At 47.3% G+C, this 23,996-nt stretch carries 18 protein-coding genes; 9 read left to right on the top strand and 9 right to left on the bottom strand.

What is annotated here, in order from left to right:
* Positions 1-270: 270 nt before the first annotated feature.
* Positions 271-1,242 (top strand): helix-turn-helix domain-containing protein, encoded by a 972-nt coding sequence (locus ACTHMC_RS25895; RefSeq protein ID WP_440417745.1) that lies wholly within the window; start codon positions 271-273, stop codon positions 1,240-1,242.
* Here the strand turns inward: ACTHMC_RS25895 and ACTHMC_RS25890 are convergent.
* Complete coding sequence (locus tag ACTHMC_RS25890) at positions 1,221-2,051, bottom strand: FkbM family methyltransferase (RefSeq protein WP_440417743.1); 831 nt, start codon at positions 2,049-2,051, stop codon at positions 1,221-1,223. The genes ACTHMC_RS25895 and ACTHMC_RS25890 overlap by 22 nt on opposite strands.
* A gap of 139 nt (positions 2,052-2,190) precedes the next feature.
* Here ACTHMC_RS25890 and ACTHMC_RS25885 point away from each other — a divergent pair, with 139 nt between their 5' ends.
* The gene (locus ACTHMC_RS25885; RefSeq protein WP_440417741.1) at positions 2,191-4,299 is read left to right on the top strand and encodes a DPP IV N-terminal domain-containing protein; all 2,109 of its coding nucleotides are present in this window, start codon (positions 2,191-2,193) and stop codon (positions 4,297-4,299) included.
* Positions 4,300-4,444: 145 nt separating this feature from the next.
* On the opposite strand, the gene ACTHMC_RS25880 is transcribed toward ACTHMC_RS25885, so the two are convergent.
* From ACTHMC_RS25880 to hemH, 4 genes are all read right to left on the bottom strand, one after another.
* The gene (locus tag ACTHMC_RS25880; RefSeq protein ID WP_440417739.1) at positions 4,445-5,332 is read right to left on the bottom strand and encodes a TraR/DksA family transcriptional regulator; all 888 of its coding nucleotides are present in this window, start codon (positions 5,330-5,332) and stop codon (positions 4,445-4,447) included.
* A 4-nt stretch (positions 5,333-5,336) separates the two neighbouring features.
* Positions 5,337-8,729: an isoleucine--tRNA ligase gene (gene ileS / locus ACTHMC_RS25875; protein WP_440417738.1), complete on the bottom strand. Its 3,393-nt coding sequence runs from the start codon at positions 8,727-8,729 to the stop codon at positions 5,337-5,339.
* Between the two features lie 1,281 nt (positions 8,730-10,010).
* Positions 10,011-10,544: a CopD family protein gene (locus ACTHMC_RS25870; RefSeq protein WP_440417736.1), complete on the bottom strand. Its 534-nt coding sequence runs from the start codon at positions 10,542-10,544 to the stop codon at positions 10,011-10,013.
* A gap of 139 nt (positions 10,545-10,683) precedes the next feature.
* A complete protein-coding gene (gene hemH, locus ACTHMC_RS25865; protein WP_440417735.1) occupies positions 10,684-11,709 on the bottom strand; it encodes a ferrochelatase in 1,026 nt (341 codons plus the stop codon).
* A gap of 172 nt (positions 11,710-11,881) precedes the next feature.
* Here hemH and hemA point away from each other — a divergent pair, with 172 nt between their 5' ends.
* From hemA to hemL, 7 genes are all read left to right on the top strand, one after another.
* Positions 11,882-13,123 carry a glutamyl-tRNA reductase gene (gene hemA, locus ACTHMC_RS25860; protein ID WP_440417733.1) on the top strand — a complete coding sequence of 414 codons (1,242 nt, stop codon included), beginning with the start codon at positions 11,882-11,884 and terminating at the stop codon, positions 13,121-13,123.
* Between the two features lie 96 nt (positions 13,124-13,219).
* Positions 13,220-14,143, top strand: a complete 924-nt coding sequence (gene hemC / locus ACTHMC_RS25855; protein WP_440417732.1) for a hydroxymethylbilane synthase — start codon at positions 13,220-13,222, stop codon at positions 14,141-14,143.
* A gap of 8 nt (positions 14,144-14,151) precedes the next feature.
* Complete coding sequence (locus ACTHMC_RS25850) at positions 14,152-14,868, top strand: uroporphyrinogen-III synthase (RefSeq protein WP_440417730.1); 717 nt, start codon at positions 14,152-14,154, stop codon at positions 14,866-14,868.
* A 15-nt stretch (positions 14,869-14,883) separates the two neighbouring features.
* Positions 14,884-15,912, top strand: a complete 1,029-nt coding sequence (gene hemE / locus ACTHMC_RS25845; protein WP_440417728.1) for a uroporphyrinogen decarboxylase — start codon at positions 14,884-14,886, stop codon at positions 15,910-15,912.
* 138 nt (positions 15,913-16,050) lie between these two features.
* Positions 16,051-16,968 carry an oxygen-dependent coproporphyrinogen oxidase gene (gene hemF / locus ACTHMC_RS25840; RefSeq protein ID WP_440417726.1) on the top strand — a complete coding sequence of 306 codons (918 nt, stop codon included), beginning with the start codon at positions 16,051-16,053 and terminating at the stop codon, positions 16,966-16,968.
* Between the two features lie 36 nt (positions 16,969-17,004).
* Positions 17,005-17,979 carry a porphobilinogen synthase gene (hemB, locus tag ACTHMC_RS25835; protein ID WP_440417725.1) on the top strand — a complete coding sequence of 325 codons (975 nt, stop codon included), beginning with the start codon at positions 17,005-17,007 and terminating at the stop codon, positions 17,977-17,979.
* Between the two features lie 152 nt (positions 17,980-18,131).
* Entirely contained in the window at positions 18,132-19,421 is a 1,290-nt protein-coding gene (gene hemL / locus ACTHMC_RS25830; protein WP_440417723.1) for a glutamate-1-semialdehyde 2,1-aminomutase, read from the top strand.
* Positions 19,422-19,474: 53 nt separating this feature from the next.
* Here hemL and ACTHMC_RS25825 read toward each other — a convergent pair whose 3' ends face one another.
* From ACTHMC_RS25825 to ACTHMC_RS25810, 4 genes are all read right to left on the bottom strand, one after another.
* Entirely contained in the window at positions 19,475-20,128 is a 654-nt protein-coding gene (locus ACTHMC_RS25825) for a hypothetical protein (RefSeq protein WP_440417721.1), read from the bottom strand.
* A 419-nt stretch (positions 20,129-20,547) separates the two neighbouring features.
* On the bottom strand, positions 20,548-21,201 hold the full coding sequence (locus ACTHMC_RS25820; RefSeq protein ID WP_440417720.1) for a hypothetical protein: 654 nt from the start codon (positions 21,199-21,201) through the stop codon (positions 20,548-20,550).
* Positions 21,202-21,606: 405 nt separating this feature from the next.
* Entirely contained in the window at positions 21,607-22,776 is a 1,170-nt protein-coding gene (locus tag ACTHMC_RS25815; RefSeq protein WP_440417719.1) for a PepSY-associated TM helix domain-containing protein, read from the bottom strand.
* 177 nt (positions 22,777-22,953) lie between these two features.
* Entirely contained in the window at positions 22,954-23,991 is a 1,038-nt protein-coding gene (locus ACTHMC_RS25810) for a hemin-degrading factor (protein ID WP_440417718.1), read from the bottom strand.
* Positions 23,992-23,996: the final 5 nt, after the last annotated feature.

Raw genomic sequence — 23,996 nt, 5'->3', positions numbered from 1 at the left:
TTTGTTGCAAAAGAAATCAACGTAAAAGGGATTGTATTGTAAAAATGCGCAAGAAGGCTACATGTTGACAAATATCAAATGACCATACTTAAACCGGCTGCCGGCAGAACAACTGATTTCCACACCGCGGCTTTCACATTACGGATTCATTTCATATCAGCTACCCATACACGATTTTTTTCTGTTCAGCTGGTAAATTTCACGATTCACCCATACCATACTCAATGTTCGCACGTTATGTTTATGCCATCCCATGAAAAACTAACCTTGATGCGTACTTTCTATATCCGTCCCTGTCCTACACTGCAACCCTATATTCACAGTTATGTATTTTTAAAAACTGCCAGTCAGGAAAAAAGCCTGCTGATAGATCAGCATCCAACAGGATGTACAGCCCTTGCTTACACACTTGGACACTCACCGGAAACAAAGGATATCAAAACCAGTGTACAATTCACGCCCAAACTCAACTTTACCGGTCAGTTGAAACAGTACAGACCCCTGCAATCAGGAGCTTATTCCGCCATTTATGCGGTGTTCAGGCCCATTGGCCCCGTACATTTCTTTTCACAGCCGATGAACAGGTTCACAGATCAATTCACAGAATTGTCAGATTTTCTTCCGTGTAACAATATTTATCAGCAGCTGGCTGACTGCAACAGTGATCCCAGAAGCGTGATAGCCACCATGGAACATTGGCTGCTCAACCTGTTTGCCGCCAGACGGCATTCCATATCTGAAAAGCTGGCTGCTTCCACTGCAAGGCTCTCAGGTATCGTGAAGAAGATGAAGCAGGTAAATGGGCGTAATTATATCGACGATATCTGTAACGATTTCAATATCCCGCAACGCACGCTGGAAGCGCAGTTCAGGGATATCATCGGCGTTAGCCCCAAGTCATTCAGCCGGATGCTGCGCATCAATCATGCCTACCGCCAATGCATTGTACTGAAAGAAACAGACTGGCAGGAGATCGTTTATGAATGCAATTATTTTGACCAGGCCCATTTCATTAAAGAGTTCAAAAAATGTTTCGGTTATACGCCTGCGGGAATACCGGCTGGAGCCTTCAACCTGAGTGAACAATTGATGGGGTACAGGGCAGGGAAGACTGATCCTGTGATGCACAGGCTGCTGACAGATACCACTTTCAGCAGCATGAACAAAAAAAACGGACCTGCCGCTTTCGCAGCAGATCCGGAAATATTTGTTGAAAGTGACTACCTGGCCACCTTAGCGTAGAAGTTGAAATGCTTCCACCTGTTCATATCGTCAGCACTGAGAATTGGCTCCACTTTGGTACCTTCTTCAAAATCCCCGAAATAGAACAGTTCGTAACCTTTAGCTACTAAAAGCTCGTACAGTTCTGCACGCTCTGCGGCAGTGAGCTCTCCAAAACATTCTGCCACCACTACAGGCTTACAACGCTGCAGCAGGCTGCTGATTGATTTGATGATCTCCTTATCGTAACCTTCCGTATCGATCTTGATGAAAGTGAGCTTACCGATCCAGTTACTGTATTTAGCATCCAGCAGTTTCTCCAGGTTTACACCCTGAATTTTCTGCTTCAGCTGATAAGCTCCGTGTTTGCTGCTCTGCTCTTCTGTGATGCCGCCATTGCTGAAGCTGGCTTCGGAAGAAGAGTAAAAGAACTCTCCATCCTGTTCAGTGATAGCGTAAGGCAGCGGAACAATATTGGTATTCTGCTTGTTCAGACCGGCATTGATCTCCAGTATTTTGTATACATGTGGATTGGGATCGAAAGCCAGTACCAAACCTTCTTTGCCGGCAGCCAGCGCCATGGGCACGGTGGTATCTCCCACATTGCCGCCGATATCTATCGCCAGGCTGCCACGCGTAATAAACTGTGCAAAGAAATTCACCTGGGATTGGGTGATTTCGATATGCGCCACCAACGGATTCTTCCAGTTGGCAAATTCGATGGGCCCTTCTTTGGAAAGAGAAAACTTATTGATTTCATAGGGATACTCCCTGAAGAATCTCCGCGCTTTCTTGCGGGCGAAGGAGGCTTTTAAGTACTTGAGTAACATGCCGGTTTTTAGTTTGTTTTGGGTGAACCTGTGGAAGATACTTCAAATTTTCAATTGTACAACACAGGTTGTCCATTTATAAGATCCAGGTGATTATTGTGCCGCCTTTTCGTACATTCACCCCTTAATCAAATTTTTCATGATGAAGAGAATGCTCTCTGCTGCTGCATGTTTACTGCTCATGACCATGTCATTCCCCGCAGCAGCGCAAAAAAAACAGTTCACGGCAGATCAACTGCTAAGGAACAATCTCCCCGCCAATATCAGCAAGCCATTACCTGCCATCAGAGGCTGGGCAGATGACGACAATTACCTTGAAGTGCAGAAAAGTGCAGACGGAAAAACTGAAACAGTTGCCGTAAATGCAAAAACCGGAAAGGTCAGCCCCTATACGGCTCCTGCCGGCACCAGCACCGTCAGTATCCCCCAACCCAAAGTGGATGGCGGACGCAATGTTACTGCTTCACCCGACGGCAAAATGATCGCCTACACCAAAAAAGATAATAACCTGTACGTGCAGGACCTGGTATCAAGAAAGGAAAAACAGCTCACCACAGACGGCAATACCACTACCCTTAATGGTTATGCGAGCTGGGTATATTATGAAGAGATCCTCGGCAGAGCCAGCAACTACCAGGCATTCTGGTGGAGCCCCGACAGCAAACAGATCTGTTATATGCACTTTGATGAATCCATGGTACCTGTATTCCCGATCTATGTGCTGGACGGACAACATGGTTACCTGGAAAATACACGCTATCCCAAAGCAGGTGATAAAAATCCTGAAGTGAAGATGGGTATGGTGAATATCGCTTCAGGCAATACCGTATGGGCCGACTTCAATGAAAAAGATGATCAGTATTTCGGTGCACCTTACTGGACACCCGGTGGCCAGCTCTGGATCCAGTGGATGAACCGCGATCAGAACCAGCTGAAGATCTACAATATCAATACTACCAACGGTGCAAAGAATATCGTTTATGAAGAAGCACAGAAAACCTGGATCACCCTGGATGATAACGACCGTGTTGAATTTCTCTCCAACAATAAAGGCTTCATCATCAAAAGTGATAAAGACGGCTGGCAGAACCTCTACCATTATGATATGACCGGTAAACTGGTAAACCAGATCACCACCGGTAATTTCTGGGGTACATCCCTGGTGAAATTCGATGAAAAATCAGGCACCCTGTTCATCAAAGCGCGTAAAGAGAATTCCGCCCGGTTCGACCTCTATAAAGTTGGTCTCAACGGTAAAGGCCTTACCCGCCTGACTTTCGGAGACTTCTCGCATGATATGGTTCAGCTTTCGCCAAGCGGTAAATATTTCATTACCACCTATTCCAACCTTTCCACTCCTCCGGCCTCAGCCCTGGTTGACGGCAAAGGAAAACTGGTGCGTATGCTGGGTGATGCCAAAGGTTCCGGATTCGACGAATATGAGATTCCGCGTACAGAACTGGTTCGCGTGAAATCTGCAGACGGATTGTTTGAGCTGCCTGTCACCATCACATACCCCATCAATTTCGATCCTAACAAAAAATATCCCATTCTCGTGAGCATCTATGGAGGGCCTGATGCCGGCACTGTATATGATCGCTGGAGAGCCATCGGAGGACTTGCACAATGGTGGGCACAGGAAGGCCTGGTACAGGTTGCCATCGACAACCGCGCCAGCGGTCACTTTGGAAAGAACGGCCTGAACTATATCTATCGCCAGCTCGGCAAATATGAGATAGAAGATTTCATGGCTGCCGGCAAATGGCTGCAGAGCCAGCCCTGGGCGGATGCTTCCAAACTCGCCATGACAGGCGGCAGCTTTGGGGGTTATATGACCTGCATGGCGCTGACCTACGGTGCTGATGTTTATACTTACGGTGTTGCCAATGCATCGGTTACCGACTGGCAGTTCTATGATACGCATTACACAGAGCGTTTCATGGATACTCCGCAAGACAATGCAGAAGGTTATAAGAACACTTCTGTAATGACTTACGCCAACAAATACAAAGGTGGTCTTCGCATTGTTCATGGTACTACAGACGACAATGTGCATATGCAGAACAGCATGGTGCTGGTTGACAAACTGGAAGAACTGGGCAAGCATTTTGAGCTCATGATCTATCCCGGGGAGCGTCATAGCATTGGTGCCAACAGCATGAACAAACGCATTCATAACAGGAATGAGGCGGCCAGGTTCTGGTATGAGAACCTGCTGAACAAACCTGTGCCAGCTGCTTTCAAATAAGTATTGCTGAAGAATATCTTTCAGGCCGCTTCTCCGGAAGCGGCTTTTTTATTTCCCGGTCACATAAAAAAACGATCCCGGCTGCTGACGCAACCGGGATCGCTGAATGTTTTAAAATACCTTATTACAATTTTGAGGTTAATTACTATTTGTTCATCATTTGTTTTGCCTCGATGCTCAGTGTGGCGTGGGGCACAGCACGCAGACGTGCTTTGTCGATGAGCTTACCTGTAACGCGGCAGATTCCGTAGGTTTTGTTTTCGATGCGCATGAGAGCTTTCTCCAGGTGATCAATATAATTGATCTGGCGGCTGGCCATCTGAGCCAGTTGTTCACGCTCCATACTAACACTGCCATCTTCCATGGTCATATAGCGATTCTCATTCTCATCGCCACCCATTTCATCTTTGCGGGTGATTAGTCCCTGCAGGTAAGTCAGTTCTTTCTTTGCCTGTTCGAGCTTCTTATGAATCAGGTCTTTGAATTCTTGTAATTCACTGTCGCTGTATCTCATGGTAGGTCCCGTTTGTATGTTTTCAGGTTGATCTAATACAGATTTGGTAAAGTCCGGTTCATACTTACGAACAGATTTCGTCTTCAGTTCCGGAATCACCACTTTAACCGGTTTAGGGGGCGCTGGGGGTACAGTTTTCTTTGGAATTGGAGGGGGCGCAACGGGCTCCTGCTTCTTTACTTCGGGCTTTTTTACTTCGGCTTTGGGCTCTGCGGCTTTTTTCACTTCGGGAGCGGGGGCAGCCTTCACTGGTGTGGCAGCTTTCTTCACTTCCGGTTTGGAAGCAACTTTTACCGGAGCAGGCGCAGGTTTGGGCGCTGGCTTTTTGGCCGCGGGAGGCGCAGCTTTTTTAGCCGGTGCTGACTTGGCTGCCGGTGCAGGCCTGGCTGCTTTCTTTGGAACAGGCTTGGTTGCTTTCTTGACAGCAGCAGGTTTGGCAGCAGGCTTTTTAGCCGGCGCCGCTTTTTTCGGAGCGGGTGCCTTCTTTGCTGGCTTAGCTGCTTTCTTCTTGGTTGCCATACTGTTAGGCTTTTTTACTGACAAATACTTTTAAAGGAATATCATTCACCTCAATTTCAGTGCCACCAGGTAATTCAGGAACTAATTCCAGTTTATCTGCCAAAATTTCTGCGCAAATATAAGTATTAAATTGAGCGATTGAACCTTTCAATTCCTGGTGATCAGTTAACTGAACCATGATCCTGTCCGTTAGTTCATACCCGTTGTCTTTCCGGATCTTTTGGATTCTGTTAACCAGTTCGCGGGCGTTGCCTTCGCTGATCAATTCAGGGGTAACGGTGATATCGAGTGCTACAGTCAGAGAGTCTTTGTTCGCCACCATCCAGCCGGGTATATCCTCACTGGTGATGTCTACTTCATTAGCCTGTAATATTAAGGGTTCGCTATCAATTAACAATGAAATTGACCCTTCTTTTTCTAAACGACTGATATCATCCTGGGTAAAACTGGTAAGCGCAGCCGCAACTGCCTTCATTTTACCACCCAGCTTTTTACCGAGCGCGATATAATTAGGCTTGATCTTCTTTTTGATGAACCCACTGTCTTCGGTCAGGTATTGCAGTTCCTTCACGTTCACCTCGCTTTTGATGAGGTCCTCCACCTTCCGGATCTGGTCTTTCATACCAGGGTTCAGAATGGGAATAAGAACCTTCTGCAAAGGCTGCCTTACCTTGATATTCTCTTTCTTTCTGAGGCTCAGGATCAGGGAAGAAGTATCCTGCGCCAGCTTCATTCTTTCTTCCAGTGAAGCGTCCACCGCCTTTTCATCCACTACCGGGAAAAGTACATGGTGCACGGATTTCTCTTTGCGCTGTCCGGTAACCTCGTTCAGTGCATTGAATAACCTGTCGCTGAAGAACGGAGATATAGGGGCCATCAGGATGCTGATCTTTTCCAGGCACTCATACAGTGTCTGGTAAGCGCAGATCTTATCATGCTCATAATCCCCCTTCCAGAACCGGCGGCGGCAGAGACGCACATACCAGTTACTGAGCTGCTCACCAACAAATTCTTCAATAAAACGACCAGCCTGTGTGGGCTCGTAATCATCCATACTGGTTTTCACCTTCGCTATGAGAGTATTCAGGGAGCTGAGGATCCAGCGGTCGATCTCCGGACGCTCAGGCAGCGGAATGTACTGCTCTTTGAAAGCAAATCCATCCACGTTGGCGTAAAGGGCAAAAAACTGATATGTATTAAATAAGGTACCGAAGAATTTACGTTGTACTTCCCTGATACCTTCCAGGTCGAATTTCATATTGTCCCAGGGAGATGCATTGGTCACCAGGTACCAGCGGGTAGCATCAGCGCCAAACTCATTGATGGTCTGGAACGGATCCACCACATTACCCAGGCGCTTGCTCATCTTTACGCCATTTTTGTCGAGCACCAGGCCATTACTCACACAGGTTTTGAAAGCCACATCTTCATAGAGCAGGCTGGCGATCGCATGGAGGGTATAGAACCATCCTCTCGTCTGGTCAACACCTTCCGCAATGAAGTCTGCCGGGAAATTAGTATCGAAAGGAGCTTTGAAAGGACGGGGGTCACCTGCTTTCAGTTTGTCATAATCCAGTCCCCACTGCGCATAAGGCATGGCTCCGGAATCAAACCAAACGTCTATCAGATCGGGTACGCGCTTCATCGGCCTGCCCTTGGGGCTCACCAGCACCACCTCATCGATATATGGTTTATGAAGGTCAAGGATACCTTCATGGAGATAGTGTTTGTTTACATCGCCTCCCAGTACTTCATTGGCCTTTTTGATCTCGTTGTTCAGTTCTTCTATATTTCCGATGCATTTGAATTCAACGGTTGCAGGATCATCGTTCTCCATTTCTGTTTTCCAGATAGGGAGCGGTGTTCCCCAGAAGCGGCTTCGGCTGAGGTTCCAGTCCACCATATTCTCCAGCCAGGTTCCAAAACGTCCTTCGCCGGTTGATTTTGGTTTCCAGTTGATGGTCTTGTTCAGCTCCACCATCTTATCCCGGAGGCCGGTTGTTTTGATGAACCAGGCATCCAGCGGATAGTAGAGCACAGGTTTATCGGTACGCCAGCAGTGCGGATAATTGTGTTCGTATTTTTCTACTTTGAAGGCGCGGTTCTCTTTTTTGAGTTTCACGGAGATGTCTACGTTCACATCCACATAATCCTTCTCATTCTTATAATCTTTCACATAGCGGCCGCTGAACTCACCGAGGCCATCAACAAACTTCCCGGTTTTGTCAACCATGGTAAGGATGCCGATGCCATATTTCTTCCCTACTTTAAAGTCATCTGCGCCAAAGGCTGGCGCCGTATGTACGATGCCGGTACCATCTTCTGTGGTCACGAAATCCCCAAGCAGTACCCGGAAAGGATCGCCACCGGCCTCTTTGGCGCTGTTAGCTTCATAAGGCATCAGTTGCTCGTACCGGGCTTCATCGATTTCTGCGCCCTTGAACTCTGCAATGATGGTCCAGGGCAGGAGCTTGTCTCCTTCCTTGTAAGTGCCAACAGGCAGATTCTCTCCTTCCGGTTTGAAGTATTTGCCGAGCAGGTCTTTCGCCAGTACCACGTTCACAGGAATATGCGTATAGGGGTTCACGGTATGAACCAGCACATAATTGATCTTTGGACCAACGGTAAGACCGAGGTTGGAAGGAAGGGTCCATGGAGTGGTGGTCCATGCCATGAAGAATACCTCCGGTTGCTCATCTCCGTTAACCCTTGCGGCCTGGAAGAGGAACTTCGTACGGTCGTTCTCAATAGCTTTGAACATCACAACTGCGGAAGTGTCCTTTACATTCCTGTAGGCTCCGGGCATATTCAGCTCGTGGGAGCTGAGGCCTGTACCTGCTGCGGGGGAATAAGGCTGGATGCTCACGCTTTCATAGAGCAGGCCCTTATTGTACAACTGTTGCAGTATCCACCAGAGTGTTTCAATGTAACTATTGTCGAAAGTGATATAGGGATCATCGAGGTCAACCCAGTACCCCATCTTGCGGGTCAGGTCGTCCCATTTATCCTTGAAGCGCATTACGGCTTCACGGCATTTCTGGTTGTATTCTTCAACGGTGATCTTTTTGCCGATATCTTCTTTGGTGATGCCGAGTTCTTTCTCCACGCCCAGTTCAATGGGAAGACCATGGGTATCCCATCCGGCCTTCCTTTTTACCTGGAAGCCCTGCATGGTTTTGTAGCGGCAGACCAGGTCTTTCAGGGTGCGGCTGATCACGTGGTGAATGCCGGGCATGCCGTTAGCGCTGGGCGGCCCTTCGTAGAAAACGAAATGGGGAGCGCCTTCACGCAATGACATACTTTGCTCAAACGCCTGGGATGCCTCCCATTTGGCGAGTACCTCCTGTTCTATTTCAGGCAGGTTCAACTTCGAGAATTCCTGGTATTTGGCTGACATATTCTATTTCGGGCTAATATCCGGACCGTTTTTCCCCCGGGGAAAGTCCGGAACTGTAAAATCCGTGGTTTAAAAGTGTGCAAAGTTACTGAAAATATAGGGTAATCCGGGACGCTGGCCTATACAAAATTCAGGGGAGAAATCCCTGGATCTGAACCGCTACGTAAGGCAGAAAAATTAACCATATCGGGTACCAACTTCTTGAAATAATATTTTTTTATCATCCATCAAATAAGCAGAAAAACATGGTGAAGGTATGGTTGAAATCTTTTACTGTTCAGATATTCAGGCAGTTGATGGTGTCAACGCCGATCATTGAGCCAACTTCGTTTATCCATCACCGGTTCATAGGGTTTATATATTAAAAAAAAATAGTAGAATTTAATGCTGTTCTTTGAAAAAATATCTGATATTTGGAAAACCAAACGGGATTAATTCCCGTAGATACTCTGAAACGTTGCCAAAACAAGGCATTTCAATCCTTAGAGATTGATTCACTCTGGTTAAAAGCTCACCATTCCTGAAGAATTAGTAATTTTTTGTAGCAACAAAAGGCGATACTTTAATAACGTATATCGTCAGACTAATTCGGAATTTTCCTCACCTTGTGAGAACTTTAGTAGCACAGTTCATTTATTGTCGGTTTGTAGATAAATCTTACTTGATTCAATCAGGTTTCTGTTGAAGATTGCATCCTGGAAACAGTGATGATCTGATACGATTACTGATCTTGATAAGTGAAGTTAAAACAAGATTAAAACGACTAAGTTCTTTAATTTTTGCCGGGGCTTTTTCCACATGTAAAAGTTTTGGCACAGTTTATGAAACTATAGAGATGTTGTCAGCAAAACGGAATTGAAGAACAAGAAAAGACAACACACGCTCTTTAAGTTGATTAACCGAACTCATTATATGAAAAACCTTTTCTACGGTTTAGGGTTTAGGGGTTAAAAAGGGGAGTATTCCTGCTCCCCTTTCCTTTAAAAACTCTAAAAACTAGGAAAGGTTTTTTCTTTTTACCACATTTCCATCACTACCTATCCCGTTTTTAATCTTCGGTATCCGGTATGGAAAAACTCTGATGGAAATCGCTGTAAGTCAATATCCTCGCGGAAAATATGTGATTACAGCTTTATAGTCGGCTCCCTTTCTACAACTGTTTCTATCCCTATAAAAAACAAGAGAGTGCATCAAACGATACACTCTCTTTTTTTATTTACACCCTTCTCCGGTTGTACTTCCCCGATATGGGAACCAGAATGGGGAAATGCTGTTTTTTTTCTACATTTTTTTCTTTTGCCGCACCAGTTTGTAGATTTTGATAGCGCTCATCAATATCACTACAAATAAAAATAATCCCAACAGTCCCCACACCACACTCATATTCTCTTTCACAACTACCAGCATCACTATGGCCACTAAAAATATTGTTGCAACTTCATTCCAGATCCGTAGTTGCTGACCACTGTATTTGAACAGTCCTTTCCACTGCTGCGCGGCTACCATATGTAATGATCCATGGTAGGCAAACAACCCGGTAACAAATAATAATTTGATCTTCAGCCAATCCGGAAATACACCCAACTGATACCAGGTAGTCAGTCCAAAGATCAGTGTAAGCACTGCCGAAGGCCAGGTGATACCATACCAGAGCCTTTTCATCATGATCGTATACTGCGCTCTTAAAATTCCCCGGGCAGGTTCAGGCTGCATGTCAGCCTCCGCATTGTACACCATCAGTCGCGGCATATAGAATAAACCCGCAAACCAGGTTACAACAAAAATGATGTGAAGCGCTTTGATGTAGAGATACATAGACTGTTTATCAGGGTGTTGCACTCGCTCGCCGCTGGCGAGTGAGCAAAATTTGTTCGCCTCTGGCGAACGCTGAACCCGCCACCGGCGAGCAAACAGAAGTCACTCGCGGAACGCGAGCGACCAGGCACAGGCTGCGTTATTTTGCGTCGGCAGCCAGTTCCTTTAACGCTCCGATCCAGGCAGGATGCACATTCATGCAAGGAATCAACGTGAATTGCTCTCCACCCGCATGCAGAAAGATCTCTTTTCCCTCTTCAGCCATCTCTTCAAGTGTCTCCAGGCAGTCAGCCACAAAAGCCGGACAAACCACCAGCAGTTTTTTGATCTCCTCTTTCGGCATTTCACCCAATCTAACCGCGGTGTAAGGCTTCAACCATTCATCCCTCCCCAGTCTGCTCTGGAAAGAATGACTGTATTTCTCTTTGGGAATATTCAGTTTCTCCGCAACCAGCTGAGTGGTTTTCAGGATCTGATGACGGTAACAGAACGCATGCGCAGGATTGTCCACATTGCAGCAATCCATATTTTTCAGACAGTGATTGCCGGAAGGATCGGTCTTCTGCACATGCCTTTCAGGGATCCCATGATAACTGAATACAATATGATCATAGTCCTGCTCCAGGTATGGCGCAATGCTTTCAGACAATGCATCGATATACCTGGGATCTTTATAAAAAGGAGGAACAATGGACAATCTGAATGGATATTTCTTCTCTTTATGCACCTTCTTCGCATACTCCACGGCCGTTTCATAACTGCTCATCGCATAATGCGGGTACATAGGCACCAGCACCACTTCTTCCAGTCCGGGTACCTTCTGCATCAGATCATCAAAAGCATCCCAGGGTGCGGGATTACCATAACGCATGGCAATCACCACGGGTTCTTCCACCTGCTCCTGCAGTGCCTGCTGCTGCTGCTCACTGATCACGATCAGAGGAGACCCTTCTTTGGTCCAGATACTCTTGTAAGCTTCTGCTGATTTGGGTGCGCGGAAAGGCACAATGATACCTTTCACCAACAGGGCTCTCCAGAGCAAAGGGGTATCAATCACCCTTTTATCCATCAGAAATTCATCGAGGTACCTTCGCACATCCTTTACTTCCGTGGAGTCCGGACTCCCGAGATTCATCAAAACAATTCCTTTTTTAACCATTGCCATAATTTCGAATGATTTGCAAAAGTAACTTTGTATTGGATGAAAAGTTCATTGATGCTGATCACTATTTTATGTGACCTTTATCATACAGTAAAATGACAATGCAATGACAGACAGATTAGGTGATTGGCGCTTCCGAGGGTATTTTTGCGCTGTGATTTAGAAATTTACTTTCATGCCAGGACAGAGTAGCAAAGACATATCGAAGTTTTTTATCGCAGGCATTAACTATAAGAAGACTGACGCTGCCATCAGGGGAAAGTTTGCCATCAACAATGACCAATACGCTTCCCTTCTTACACTGGCACCTTCTTATGGAGTCAACGAATTATTCATTCTTTCCACTTGTAACAGAACTGAGATCTACGGTGTTGCAGAACAGGCAGACCAACTGATCAACCTCCTTTGCCTTCATACCGAAGGCGATGCGGATACATTTTCCCGGCTTGCCTATGTGAAAAGCGGCATGAGCGCCATCCAGCACCTGTTTTCAGTGGGCGCAGGGCTTGACTCCCAGATCCTGGGAGATTATGAAATTGTAGGCCAGCTGAAAATGGCTGTAAAATTTGCACGTGAAAGGGGCTTCATCGGTACCTTCTCCGAGAGGCTGGTGAACAGTGTGCTGCAATCTTCCAAAGCAATCAAGAACAATACTTCACTGAGCGGCGGCACCGTTTCCGTTTCTTTTGCCGCCATCCAGTATATCAAAGAAAATATAAGCGATATCAACGGCAAGGAGATCCTCCTGCTGGGCACAGGCAAGATCGGAAGATCTACCTGCAAGAATATCATCGATTATTTAGGCACCACCAATATCACCCTCATCAACCGCACGCAGGAAAAAGCGGCTGAACTGGCTTTTGAGCTGGGTGTTCAATATGTGCCTGCCGATCTGCTGACGGATCATATCCGCCGTTCTGATATCATCATAGTGGCTACCAATGCCGCGCAGCCCACCATCTTAGCCTCCCATCTCCGGGAACAGGGTAGCAAACTGGTGATCGATCTGTCGATCCCCTGCAACGTGGAAGAGTCTTCCCGCCAGTTGCCCAATGTACAGCTCGTGAACGTGGATGAATTGTCAAAGATCAATGACGCCACCCTGCAAAAACGGGAGGCCGAAATTCCCAAAGCCCACGCCATCATTGAAGAGCATATTGCCGAGCTGGTTGAATGGTACGAAATGCGCAAGCATGTACCCGTTCTCAAAGCAGTAAAAATCAAGCTGAAAGAAATTCAAACCTTCCCTTCATACATTCAACTTTGTCCGGGAGAAATAACAACCCGCCCAGCTGACTCCGATCTCAAGATCCAGCGGGTGATCAACGGAATGGCTTCCAAAATGCGCCAGCAGAACACACGCGGGTGCCAGTACATAGAGGCCATCAACGAGTTTATTACAACAGGTTCGAATTAACTTTGCCATTAATTGAGTGATGATAACAGGGTAAAAACTACCTTGCGGCCATTCGTGCGTTTCCACAGCGCATTATTATCACGGTATATAACAGATATGATCAGAATAGGAACCAGAGAAAGTCAGCTTGCAGTATGGCAGGCCAGCCAGGTAAAGAACCTGCTCAGCGAACAGGGCGTTGAAGCAGAACTGGTATACATCAAAAGTGAAGGTGATGTTGATCTCAAAACGCCTCTCTACGAAATGGGCGTTCAGGGGATCTTCACCCGCAGCCTCGATATTGCCCTCCTCAACAACAAGATCGATATGGCCGTTCATTCCATGAAGGATGTGCCTACCCAACTGCCCGAAGGCATTGCCCAGGCCGCAGTACTGAAGCGCGCTTCCTGGAAAGACCTCCTGATCTATAAAGGTGAACATTTCACTTTCGACAGTGAGCTGGCCGCTGCCAGCTGCATCATCGCCACCAGCAGCATCCGCCGCAAAGCACAATGGCTGAACCGCTACCCCCATCATACCATCGAGAACCTGCGCGGCAATGTGAACACCCGCCTCCGCAAACTCGAAGAAAGCAACTGGAACGGCGCCATCTTCGCCGCAGCAGGACTGGAGCGTATCGGCCTCCGTCCGCATAATTCCATGGAGCTCGACTGGATGCTGCCCGCCCCCGCGCAGGGCGCCATCACCGTAGCCTGCCGCAGCAACCACGAAAAACTGCTGGAGATCTGCAACAGATTCAATGACACCGATACTGCACTCTGCACCAAAATAGAAAGAGATTTTCTCCGTGCCCTTCTTGGCGGATGTTCCACTCCCATCAGCGCCCTGGCCACCATCAGCAACAACCGGGTGGTCTTCAACGGGAACATCCTTTCCGTAGATGGCAAACACAAAGTGGAACTGCACAAGTCACTTGCTGTGACGGAAGCCATCGAAGCCGGAAAAAGTTTCGCCTCTGAACTCCTCGCCAATGGCGGACAGGAGATCGCGGATGGTATTCAAAAAAACAATGGTCGCTAATACTGATAATGACACGATACAGTATCCTTAGTACAAAGAAATTAAACCCTTCACTGAGCAGGGAACTGGTGAAGCAGGGCATCGCCTGTCAGGAAGCGGAACTCATCAGAATAGAACCCGTACTGAACGGTGAGACCATCGAAACCGTACTGCCACTCACTTTTGAGCCAGGCACAGCCGTGGTCTTCACCAGCCGCAACGCGGTAGAGATCGTTGCCGCTGCTCTCAATGTCAATGAAGACATCAGTTCTGCCTCGCACTGGAATATCTTTTCCCTGGCAGGCACTACCCGCGATGCTGTGATGGAACTGTTCAGCAACGAGCCCACCGGCGAAGTATTCACGGGAGCACTGCTGGCAGAGACCATCATTCAGGAAGGAAGCGTTGAACGCGTGGTATTTTTCTGCAGCAACCAGCGCAGGGATGAACTTCCCACCCTGTTGCAGGAGCATGGCATCGAAGTGCATGAAGTGACCACTTATGAAACCATCGAAACACCGGTGACTGTGAATAAGCATATGGACGGCGTGCTGTTCTTCAGTCCCAGCGCTGTAAACAGTTTTTTTTCAGCTAACCAGTTACCCGCATCCACTGTTTGCTTCGCCATCGGTAATACAACTGCCAAAGCTATCACCGCTTATACCAGTAATCAAGTGATCATCAGCCCCACACCTGACCAGCAATGCATGCTCAGCCAGGTGCAGGATTTTTTTATAAAGAAGTAATTAATAATAATACAGATGCTGCAAAACGACCTGTTATTAAGAACACTGAGAGGAGAAGCCACTGAACGTACACCAGTATGGATGATGCGCCAGGCAGGCCGTTATCTCCCCGACTATATGAAACTGAAGGCAAAATACACCTTCTTCGAACGGTGCCGCATACCCGAACTGGCTACCGAAATCACCATTCAACCGGTTGAGCAGGTGGGTGTGGATGCAGCCATCATCTTTTCAGACATCCTGGTAGTGCCTGAGGCCATGGGCCTGGAAGTGCAGATGATAGAAAGCAAGGGACCATTCCTGCCCGATCCCATCAAACAATACAGCGACCTCACCAGGCTTCGTGTTCCCGATGTGAATGAAAGCCTGGGTTATGTATATGATGCACTTCGCCTCACCAAAAAAACACTGGCCGGCCGTGTACCATTGATCGGCTTTGCCGGCGCTCCCTGGACACTCCTCTGCTATATGGTACAGGGCAAGGGCTCCAAAACTTTCGACGAGGCCAAGGCCTTTTGTTATACGCAACCAGAAACTGCACACCAGTTACTGCAGATGATCACAGACACTACCATCGCTTACCTGAAAGGTCAGGTGCAGGCAGGTGTTGACGTAATCCAGATCTTCGACAGTTGGGGTGGCCTGCTGAGCCAGGATGATTTTGAAACCTGGAGCCTCCGGTATATCCGCCAGATCGTGGAGGCACTGAAAGAGGAAGTGCTCACCATCATCTTCGCCAAAGGCGCCTGGCATAGCCTGGACCGCATGGCTGCCACAGGCGCTCATGGCCTGGGCATCGACTGGTGCAATACGCCTCAATTCGCCCGCCAGCTCGCCGGCGGCAAGGTTGTATTGCAAGGCAATTTCGATCCTGCAAAACTGCTGGCTCCGATCCCCGAGATCGAGAAAGAAGTAACAAAAATGCTCGACGGGTTCGGCGGTTACAAACATATTGCCAACCTTGGCCACGGCATTTTGCCCAATGTACCCGTTGATCACGCAAAAGCTTTCGTTAATACCGTTAAGGCATATACGAAGAAATAATTGCGTGTACCCAGTCGCTCGCGTCCCGCGAGTGACGTTTATTCCGTCGCCTCCGGCGACACGCCGTTCGCCGGAGGCGAACAAATAGCAGTAACTCGCCAGAGGCGAGCTACTGGGCACACCGAAAAAGAATAACAAATGAACAATCCCATCAAAGACAACTGGATCGCTTATATCCACGACCTCCAGAACCGCATCTGCGCCTCGCTGGAAGCAGCGGACGGGCAGGCCCGGTTTGTGGAAGACCAGTGGCAGCGCCCGGAAGGCGGCGGCGGCAAAACGCGCGTGATTGCCAACGGCAAAGTATTTGAAAAAGGCGGCGTCAACACTTCGGTGGTATATGGCTCCGTTACTGATGCCATGCGACATCAGTTGAAAATTGATGGAGATAACTGGTTCGCCTGCGGCCTGTCACTGGTGATCCATCCGCTGAACCCTTTTGTTCCCACCGTGCACTGCAATTACAGGATGTTTGAGCTGTACGATAAAAACCATATGGTAACAGACAGATGGTTCGGTGGCGGCACAGACCTCACGCCCTATTACCTGATCGACGAAGATGCCACCCATTTTCATCGTACCTATAAAAATGTATGCGATCAGTTCGATCCTTCTTTTTATCCGGACTTTAAGCGGGAGTGCGATAACTACTTTGTAAACGCCCACCGCAACAATGAACGCAGGGGAATCGGCGGCATCTTTTATGATCACCAGCGCCCAACCGGAACCAGGGATGTGGATTTCTGGTTCCGCTTCGGGCAGGAATGTGGAAATGCATTCATTTCAGCCTATGTTCCCATCGTGGAAAAGAGAAAAGAAACGGAATGGAATGCAGGCCACAAACACTGGCAGGAGATCCGCCGTGGACGTTATACTGAATTCAACCTGGTACACGACAGAGGTACGCTCTTCGGCCTTAAGACCAATGGCCGTACGGAAAGCATCCTGATGAGCCTGCCGCCTACCGTTCGCTTTGAATACAATTATCAGCCCGCTTCCGGAAGCGGGGAAGAGCGCCTGCTGGACGCCTGCCTCCATCCGAAAGAATGGGCATGAAGATGAATACTGTTCTCCCACTAAAATAAAACGATCATGTATTTACAAAGAAGAAACAGGATCCTCCGTCAATCGCCCGCCATCCGTTCGATGGTGGCTGAAACCATTCTCAGGCCGGATGATTTCATTGTGCCATTGTTTATTGTGGAAGGTAAAGATGTAAAAGACGAGATCAGCACCATGCCAGGCTATTACAGGCTCAGCCTGGATCAACTGGCGCGGGAAGTGAAAGAGCTCTGGAGCCTGGGACTGAAAAGCGTACTGCTGTTTGTAAAAGTGCCTGACGAACTGAAAGACAATAAAGGAAGTGAAGCTGTGAATCCTGACGGACTGATGCAGCGCGCCATCAAAACGGTTAAGAACTCCTGTCCTGATATGGTAGTGATGACCGATGTGGCGCTCGATCCCTTCTCTTCTTACGGCCATGATGGTATCGTTGAAGGTCATGTGATCGTAAACGATGCTACCGTTGAAGTGCTGGCCGCCATGAGCGTGAGTCACGCGCAGGCAGGCGCCGACTTTGTTGCACCCAGCGATATGATGGATGGGCGCATCGGCGCTATCCGCGAAGCACTGGAAGAAAACAATTTCACCAACACCGGCATCATGAGCTACAGTGCCAAATATGCATCCTGCTTCTACGGACCTTTCCGTGATGCACTGGATTCAGCGCCGGGTTTTGGTGATAAGAAGACTTACCAGATGAATTATGCAAACCGCGTGGAAGCCATCAAAGAAACATTGATGGATGTGGAAGAAGGCGCAGACATTGTTATGGTGAAACCGGCTCTTGCCTACCTGGACATCATCCGTGAAGTAAAGGATGCCGTTACCGTTCCGGTAAGCGCCTATAATATCAGCGGAGAGTACAGCATGATCAAAGCCGCTGCCAAAGCAGGCTTCCTGGATGAAGACAAAGCCATCCTTGAAACACTCACTGCTATCAAACGCGCAGGCGCGGATCTGATTGCAACTTACTTTGCTAAAGACGCAGTGCGGCTGATCGGATAAACTCAAAGTATGCCCAGTCGCTCGCGTCCCCGCGAGTGACTTCTATTTGTTCGCCTCTGGCGAACACAGTGTCGCCGGAGGCGACGTAATACCGGTCACTCGGGAGGACGCGAGCTACCGAGCACAGCGGAAACAAACTTAACATTCTTACTATGAATACTACCAAAAGCATTGAGCTGTTCAACCGCGCCAAGGAAAGCATTCCCGGCGGCGTGAACTCTCCTGTTCGTGCATTCAAAAGCGTGGGCGGCACGCCGCTCTTCATTCAACATGCAGAAGGCACTTACCTGTATGATGTAGACGGTAACCGTTACATCGATTATATCGCATCCTGGGGGCCAATGATCCTCGGGCATGCATATCAGCCGCTGGTGAAAGCCATCCAGGAACAGGCTGTATACTCCACCTCATACGGAGCGCCTACAGAGTTGGAAATAAAAATGGCAGAGCTTATCCGCTCCATGACACCAAATGTTGACCTCATCCGCATGGTGAGCAGCGGTACAGAAGCCTGCATGAGTGCTATCCGTGTAGCACGTGGTTACACAGGCCGCAACAAGATCATCAAGTTTGAGGGTTGTTATCATGGTCATGCCGACAGCTTCCTGGTAAAAGCGGGAAGTGGTGTGGCCACTCTGAATATTCAGGCTGTTCCCGGCGTTACCGCCAGCACGGCAGCCGATACGCTTACCTGCGCCTACAACGACCTCGCTGCAGTTGAAAGACTGGTGGCAGAGAACAAAGACCAGGTGGCGGCCATCATTGTTGAGCCTGTGGCCGGCAATATGGGTTGCATCATTCCGCAGCCCGGATTCCTGGAAGGGATCCGTACGATCTGTGATAAAGAAGGTATCGTATTCATCTTTGATGAAGTGATGACGGGCTTCAGGCTTGCACGCGGCGGAGCACAGGAAAAACTGAACATCGATGCAGACCTGGTTACCTACGGCAAAGTGATCGGAGGTGGATTACCTGTTGGCGCATTCGGCGGCAAACGCGCCATTATGGAAATGGTAGCCCCACTGGGCAGCGTTTACCAGGCCGGCACTTTGAGCGGCAATCCTATTGCCATGATCGCAGGATACACGTTGCTATCTATCCTGAATGAACAACCGAACCTGCTGAAAGAGCTGGACGAGAAAACGGTTTACCTGAGAGACGGGCTGGATAAAGTATTGAAAGCATCAGGTACCCCTTATGTGATCAACCAGCTGGGATCTATGATCAGCGTGCATTTCAGCAACAAACCGGTAACGGACTTTGCTTCTGCGTCTGAAGCCAATAATGAGCTGTTCAAAAAATACTTCCATGCCATGCTGAAACGCGGGGTATACCTGCCGCCTTCTGCATTTGAAAGCTGGTTCCTGAATAATGCGATGCACCAGGAACACCTGGATGCCACTATCAAAGCAACAGAAGAAAGCCTGAAAGAAATACTTTAACAAGAAAACGGCCGTCCTGATCAGGACGGCCGTTTTTCTTTATTGCAAGTTGATTATGCAGGATTAACCTGTGTATACACTCTCAGCTTTCCATCAAAAGAGAAAGAGGTAGTTACAGCAGAATTCGTATTAGGAACATTTCCGCCATAACCATTGGAAAATTCGGCTGTACCTGACATAGTCACATCCATGGAAATTACGCCAGTGGTAAGATCGATGCTCTTGATGTTAACAGTGAAAGTAAGACCGGTACTATAATCGTTCTCGTTAAAATAAGCATTGCTGTTATAGTTACCATAATCATCCCAGGAGTGACCACCACGCTTGTTGGTAATAGCTTTGGTAGCAGGGTCATAAGTAAAGGCTACCCATGCATATTCATTCCAGTTCACATCGCTGAAGCGCTCAACATAGATATCATATTTTCCATTAGGTTGCTTAACCATTGATTGGGTAGAAGTACCTGAAGACTTGAAGCTATAAGTTTCTTTTACAGAACGGTCTACATTATCCCTGTCTTTGAAAGAAGTAGTTACAGTGATCGGCTCATCAGTTCCCAGGGCATTGGCAATTCCATTCAGCTTTTCTTTCATTTCAGAGTTCTCTCTTTGTAAATCCTTGATATCATCTTTTAAATTCTTATTGCAGGAAGAGAAAGAAAGTGCTGCAATAACTAGTGCGCTGAAAACTACAAATGATCTTTTCATTGAATTTGATTTTTAATGTGGTTTAGAGATAATTGAAAAAGCTCTCCATCAGGCATGACAATGCCTGTTGTATTTTGACATACACGGTTTAATAGAGACTACCCTAAGATCCGGAGATCCTGGTCAGTTGAGAGAAAAACAAATTCGTTGAAATTAATTGAGTGAAGCGAGAGTGACGCGTTGGTCAAATAATGCAGTCGGTTTGTTTTTCATGGTTCGGATTCTGTTGCGCAACAAAGGAAAAGAAAAAAATCGATTTTAAAAACTAAAAATCAATAAACGCATATTCATTGACGATAGTCAAAATTTTATGCATCTACACAATAGATTGTATTCACATGAAAATTCTTATTAAACAAGCAGGGCCGCCCGTTTCCGGAATGCCCTGCTTTATTTAATGCCGGAACTACAACGAAGGACTAGCTTTCATAACGCTCATATATTCTCAACTTGCCATTGAACGAAAGTGTTGTACTTACAGCAGCTCCGCGCCTGGGAACATAATAACTGTCTACAATGTTTGAATATTCTTCTGTACCAGCCATGTTCACTTCAAGGGAAATTACGCCAGTGGTCAGATCAATGCTCTTGATATTGATATTAAATGTAAGACCGGTACTGTACTGATCTTCATCATAACGGGCTCTGGGGCTATAATTGCCATAATCATCCCAGTATTGTCCACCTCTTTTATTGGTAATAGCTTTTGTAGTGGGATTGTAATTGAATGCAACCCAGGCACCTTCATTCCAGTTTACATCTATGAAACGTTCGATATAAATATCATACGTACCATTGGGGTTTTTCACCAGAGCCTGTGTAGAAGCACCGGAAGATTTAAACATGTAAGTATCGGTTTTGGTGCGGCTTACATTATCCCTGTCCTTGAAAATGGTAGTTGCCTTTACAGGCTCATCGGATCCAAGCGCATTGGCAATACCACCAAGTTGCTCCTGCAGTTCAGAGTTTTGTTTCTTCAGTGCCTTTACATCATCTTTCAGGTTCTTGTTACAGGAAGTAAAGCTCAGGGCAGCCATCATAAGCGTGCCGAAAAACAGAAATGACTTTTTCATCGAAATTGTTTTTAAACGGGTTTAGAGAATATTGAATAAAAGATTTCCTTCAGGCCAATATTGCCTGATACTATTAATATGCTTTGGATGATAATATTCTCTTATGTAGAGGACCCTGTAAGCGGATGAAGAATCAAGAAGATATAATTGAGGAACGTTCTGAAGTCAGTGAACGCAATTATCACTTGTTTTTCATAGCCTGGATCAATGTTGCGGGAACAAAGTAAAGAAAATAAATATTCACATAAAAGCCCTGAAGTGTGGAATCGCATAATCATTGACGTTAATCAATATCTTGATTTGCAGCACAATACACTTTTATTTTCCACGTGTTTTGAATGAACCGCTGATAAGCGGTACCGAAAGGCAATAAAGTAATGACGAATAAAAAAAGGCCGCTTTTTATCAGGCTTGCTGCACCTCAAAAACTTTTTTTGCAACACCGGCGCTTTTTGTGTTTTTCTTTTTTGCACGGTGCCTTCCGCGCCAGAGGAGGAAGCCCGTTACAGGCAGACTGGCAGCAATAAGACTGGCGAAGAACATCAGGAATTTGCCGGGCAATCCCCATACTGCACCGGTATGCAGGTCATAGTTCATGCGCGCCAGCTTGTCTGCCATCTTCGCATCCCTGAACTTACCGTAGATATGTGTTACTTCAATTTCATTCAGGGTATATTGATCGAAATAGCGGTAGTCTGCTTTCCAGTAAGTATCTCCATCGGGGTTGATGGATACACCCAGTGCTGCGGAATCACTATCCGGGTAATGCACTTCAATCAGATCAGCAGTTGGATTCTCTGCTTTCATCCGTACATAAATGGCATCAGCGGCAGTAGCAGCAGAATAAACAGCCCTGTTCTTTTCTGCAGAATGCGGTTCATAGAACTCATAGGTTTTCTCACCACCGGTAACGGCATACAATGTTTTCGCAAACCATTGAAAGCCCCATACCAGCCCTGTAAGGGCCAGGATAATGGCCACCCAGCTCATGTAAAAGCCAAGCACATTATGCAGGTCATAGTTCACTCTCTTCCAGCTTGCATTGAACTTCACTTTAAAGCGTTGCTTACGTGCAGCCTTGTTACGGGGCCACCAGAGAACCATACCCGAAATCATCATTATAATAAATACTACAGTGCTCCATGCCACAATGGGCTGTCCAATGGAATCAGGTAACCAGAGATAGAAATGTCCATCCAGTATAAAACGGAAAAAATCTCCCTTATTCATATCCTTTACCTTCAACACCTCGCCAGTGTATTGGTTAACATACACTACGTAATAGTATTCAGGTTCGGGGCTATAATAAACGATAGTAGCCGCGCGGCCGCGACTATCATAGGTAACACTATGGGGATGTTTATCCGGCATCAGGCTGTCTGCGATCTGCCTGAACCGGGAAGGAGTAAGCATGGGCTTGTTCTGCTTCTCTACAAAGCGGTATGGCTGGGTGAGATCACTGATCTCGGCCTGAAAGGCATAGATGCAACCTGTGATAGCTATTATAAAAACGATAAGCCCGGATGCAAGTCCGAGCCACAGGTGCAGTTTGCCTAACGCTTTCTTGAGAGTCATCTGGTAAAAATAATCAGAAATTACGGTTCTGGAAACTTTAAAGCTTCCAAACCCGCGCGGGTATTGAATTTTGACAATATGATGAGAATAGTGTGGGCAATAAAAGTTTTTAGTGCAGCCCTGAGAACAGGGCCGCACCTTCCACATTATGGAAAAAAGTTTGCGGGACGCAACCGGTTATTGCAGGCCAGCGGCAAATACCGTCCAGGCGGACAATTCAGGAGAACCGGGTTTCCTTTTTCCAAAAAATTGAACAATGAGTTCGCCTGATGCATCAAATACTTCTATTGAATGCACCATGCCGTCTTCCGTTGGTTTTTTCACCATCCAAACGGAGTCGATATGATCGAGACGTAAATGCAGGTTGAAAAGGGGATCCATCACATTGATCCAGTTGGGGATCTCCACGATCTTCTTCACAGGTCCGGTATGGATCTGGATATTGCCGTGATTGGATACAAATACCATGATCTCCAGCTCCTGTGCAGCTGCATATTCCAGCAATTGCTTCACAGCATCGTTGCGCACCTTGCGGGCAAATTCCCCGGCCACACGCAGGGCATGCAGGCGGCTCACGTTGAAGTTACGGAGCATGGGAAAGAAGTCGTGGGTATCTTTCAGCTCGCTCCACGCTTTGCGGAATGCAGTTACATCCACATCGGCATCAGCGTACTGGTGAGATGCAGGAGCAGGCACAGGGATCAGTTCAGTACTTTGAATTGTGGCTTCAAATTCGCGTACGATATCTGTAAATGCCTGCTGATTACTCTGATCTGTGAGGAATACTTTCACAATAGCTGTTCCCTGCTGATCGAATATCTGGAAGGACTGTTTGAATCCGGCTGCTGCATCTTCAAATACAGCAAAGCCATGAGCCCAGCAATGGAAGAGCATGCGCAGATCTATATCAGCACCCACCACAACACCCATGTTTTTTCCGTGCATGGTCACTTCTTCAAAGATTCCTTTTCTTTCATGCACACAGCTCTCGTTGCGGGTAAGCACCATTACAAATCCCAGGTCCGGCATTCGCTGCCACAGTTCGCGCAGCCTGGAAGCATCCAGCCTGATCACATGGCTTCCTGCAAAAGCAGCCAGCAGACCGGCTTCTGTAGAGCCCAGCTGCTTTGCGCCATCGCGGATGCGCACACGCGGTTGTTCTTTGTGAAGCGTCAGCCATTGGTCTTTCAGTGGCAAAGTGATAGTTGTATCCATTTTGT

The sequence above is a fragment of the Pseudobacter sp. genome (assembly GCF_051955275.1).
GTDB lineage: Bacteria > Bacteroidota > Bacteroidia > Chitinophagales > Chitinophagaceae > Pseudobacter.
This window is presented reverse-complemented; position numbering and strand designations above follow the sequence as displayed.

Excerpts from the sequence above, each read along its gene's own strand:
- ACTHMC_RS25895 (WP_440417745.1), top strand. The coding sequence starts at position 271 with ATGCGTACTTTCTATATCCGTCCCTGTCCTACACTGCAACCCTATATT.
- ACTHMC_RS25890 (WP_440417743.1), bottom strand. The coding sequence starts at position 2,051 with ATGTTACTCAAGTACTTAAAAGCCTCCTTCGCCCGCAAGAAAGCGCGG.
- ACTHMC_RS25885 (WP_440417741.1), top strand. The coding sequence starts at position 2,191 with ATGATGAAGAGAATGCTCTCTGCTGCTGCATGTTTACTGCTCATGACC.
- ACTHMC_RS25880 (WP_440417739.1), bottom strand. The coding sequence starts at position 5,332 with ATGGCAACCAAGAAGAAAGCAGCTAAGCCAGCAAAGAAGGCACCCGCT.
- ileS (WP_440417738.1), bottom strand. The coding sequence starts at position 8,729 with ATGTCAGCCAAATACCAGGAATTCTCGAAGTTGAACCTGCCTGAAATA.
- ACTHMC_RS25870 (WP_440417736.1), bottom strand. The coding sequence starts at position 10,544 with ATGTATCTCTACATCAAAGCGCTTCACATCATTTTTGTTGTAACCTGG.
- hemH (WP_440417735.1), bottom strand. The coding sequence starts at position 11,709 with ATGGCAATGGTTAAAAAAGGAATTGTTTTGATGAATCTCGGGAGTCCG.
- hemA (WP_440417733.1), top strand. The coding sequence starts at position 11,882 with ATGCCAGGACAGAGTAGCAAAGACATATCGAAGTTTTTTATCGCAGGC.
- hemC (WP_440417732.1), top strand. The coding sequence starts at position 13,220 with ATGATCAGAATAGGAACCAGAGAAAGTCAGCTTGCAGTATGGCAGGCC.
- ACTHMC_RS25850 (WP_440417730.1), top strand. The coding sequence starts at position 14,152 with ATGACACGATACAGTATCCTTAGTACAAAGAAATTAAACCCTTCACTG.
- hemE (WP_440417728.1), top strand. The coding sequence starts at position 14,884 with ATGCTGCAAAACGACCTGTTATTAAGAACACTGAGAGGAGAAGCCACT.
- hemF (WP_440417726.1), top strand. The coding sequence starts at position 16,051 with ATGAACAATCCCATCAAAGACAACTGGATCGCTTATATCCACGACCTC.
- hemB (WP_440417725.1), top strand. The coding sequence starts at position 17,005 with ATGTATTTACAAAGAAGAAACAGGATCCTCCGTCAATCGCCCGCCATC.
- hemL (WP_440417723.1), top strand. The coding sequence starts at position 18,132 with ATGAATACTACCAAAAGCATTGAGCTGTTCAACCGCGCCAAGGAAAGC.
- ACTHMC_RS25825 (WP_440417721.1), bottom strand. The coding sequence starts at position 20,128 with ATGAAAAGATCATTTGTAGTTTTCAGCGCACTAGTTATTGCAGCACTT.
- ACTHMC_RS25820 (WP_440417720.1), bottom strand. The coding sequence starts at position 21,201 with ATGAAAAAGTCATTTCTGTTTTTCGGCACGCTTATGATGGCTGCCCTG.
- ACTHMC_RS25815 (WP_440417719.1), bottom strand. The coding sequence starts at position 22,776 with ATGACTCTCAAGAAAGCGTTAGGCAAACTGCACCTGTGGCTCGGACTT.
- ACTHMC_RS25810 (WP_440417718.1), bottom strand. The coding sequence starts at position 23,991 with ATGGATACAACTATCACTTTGCCACTGAAAGACCAATGGCTGACGCTT.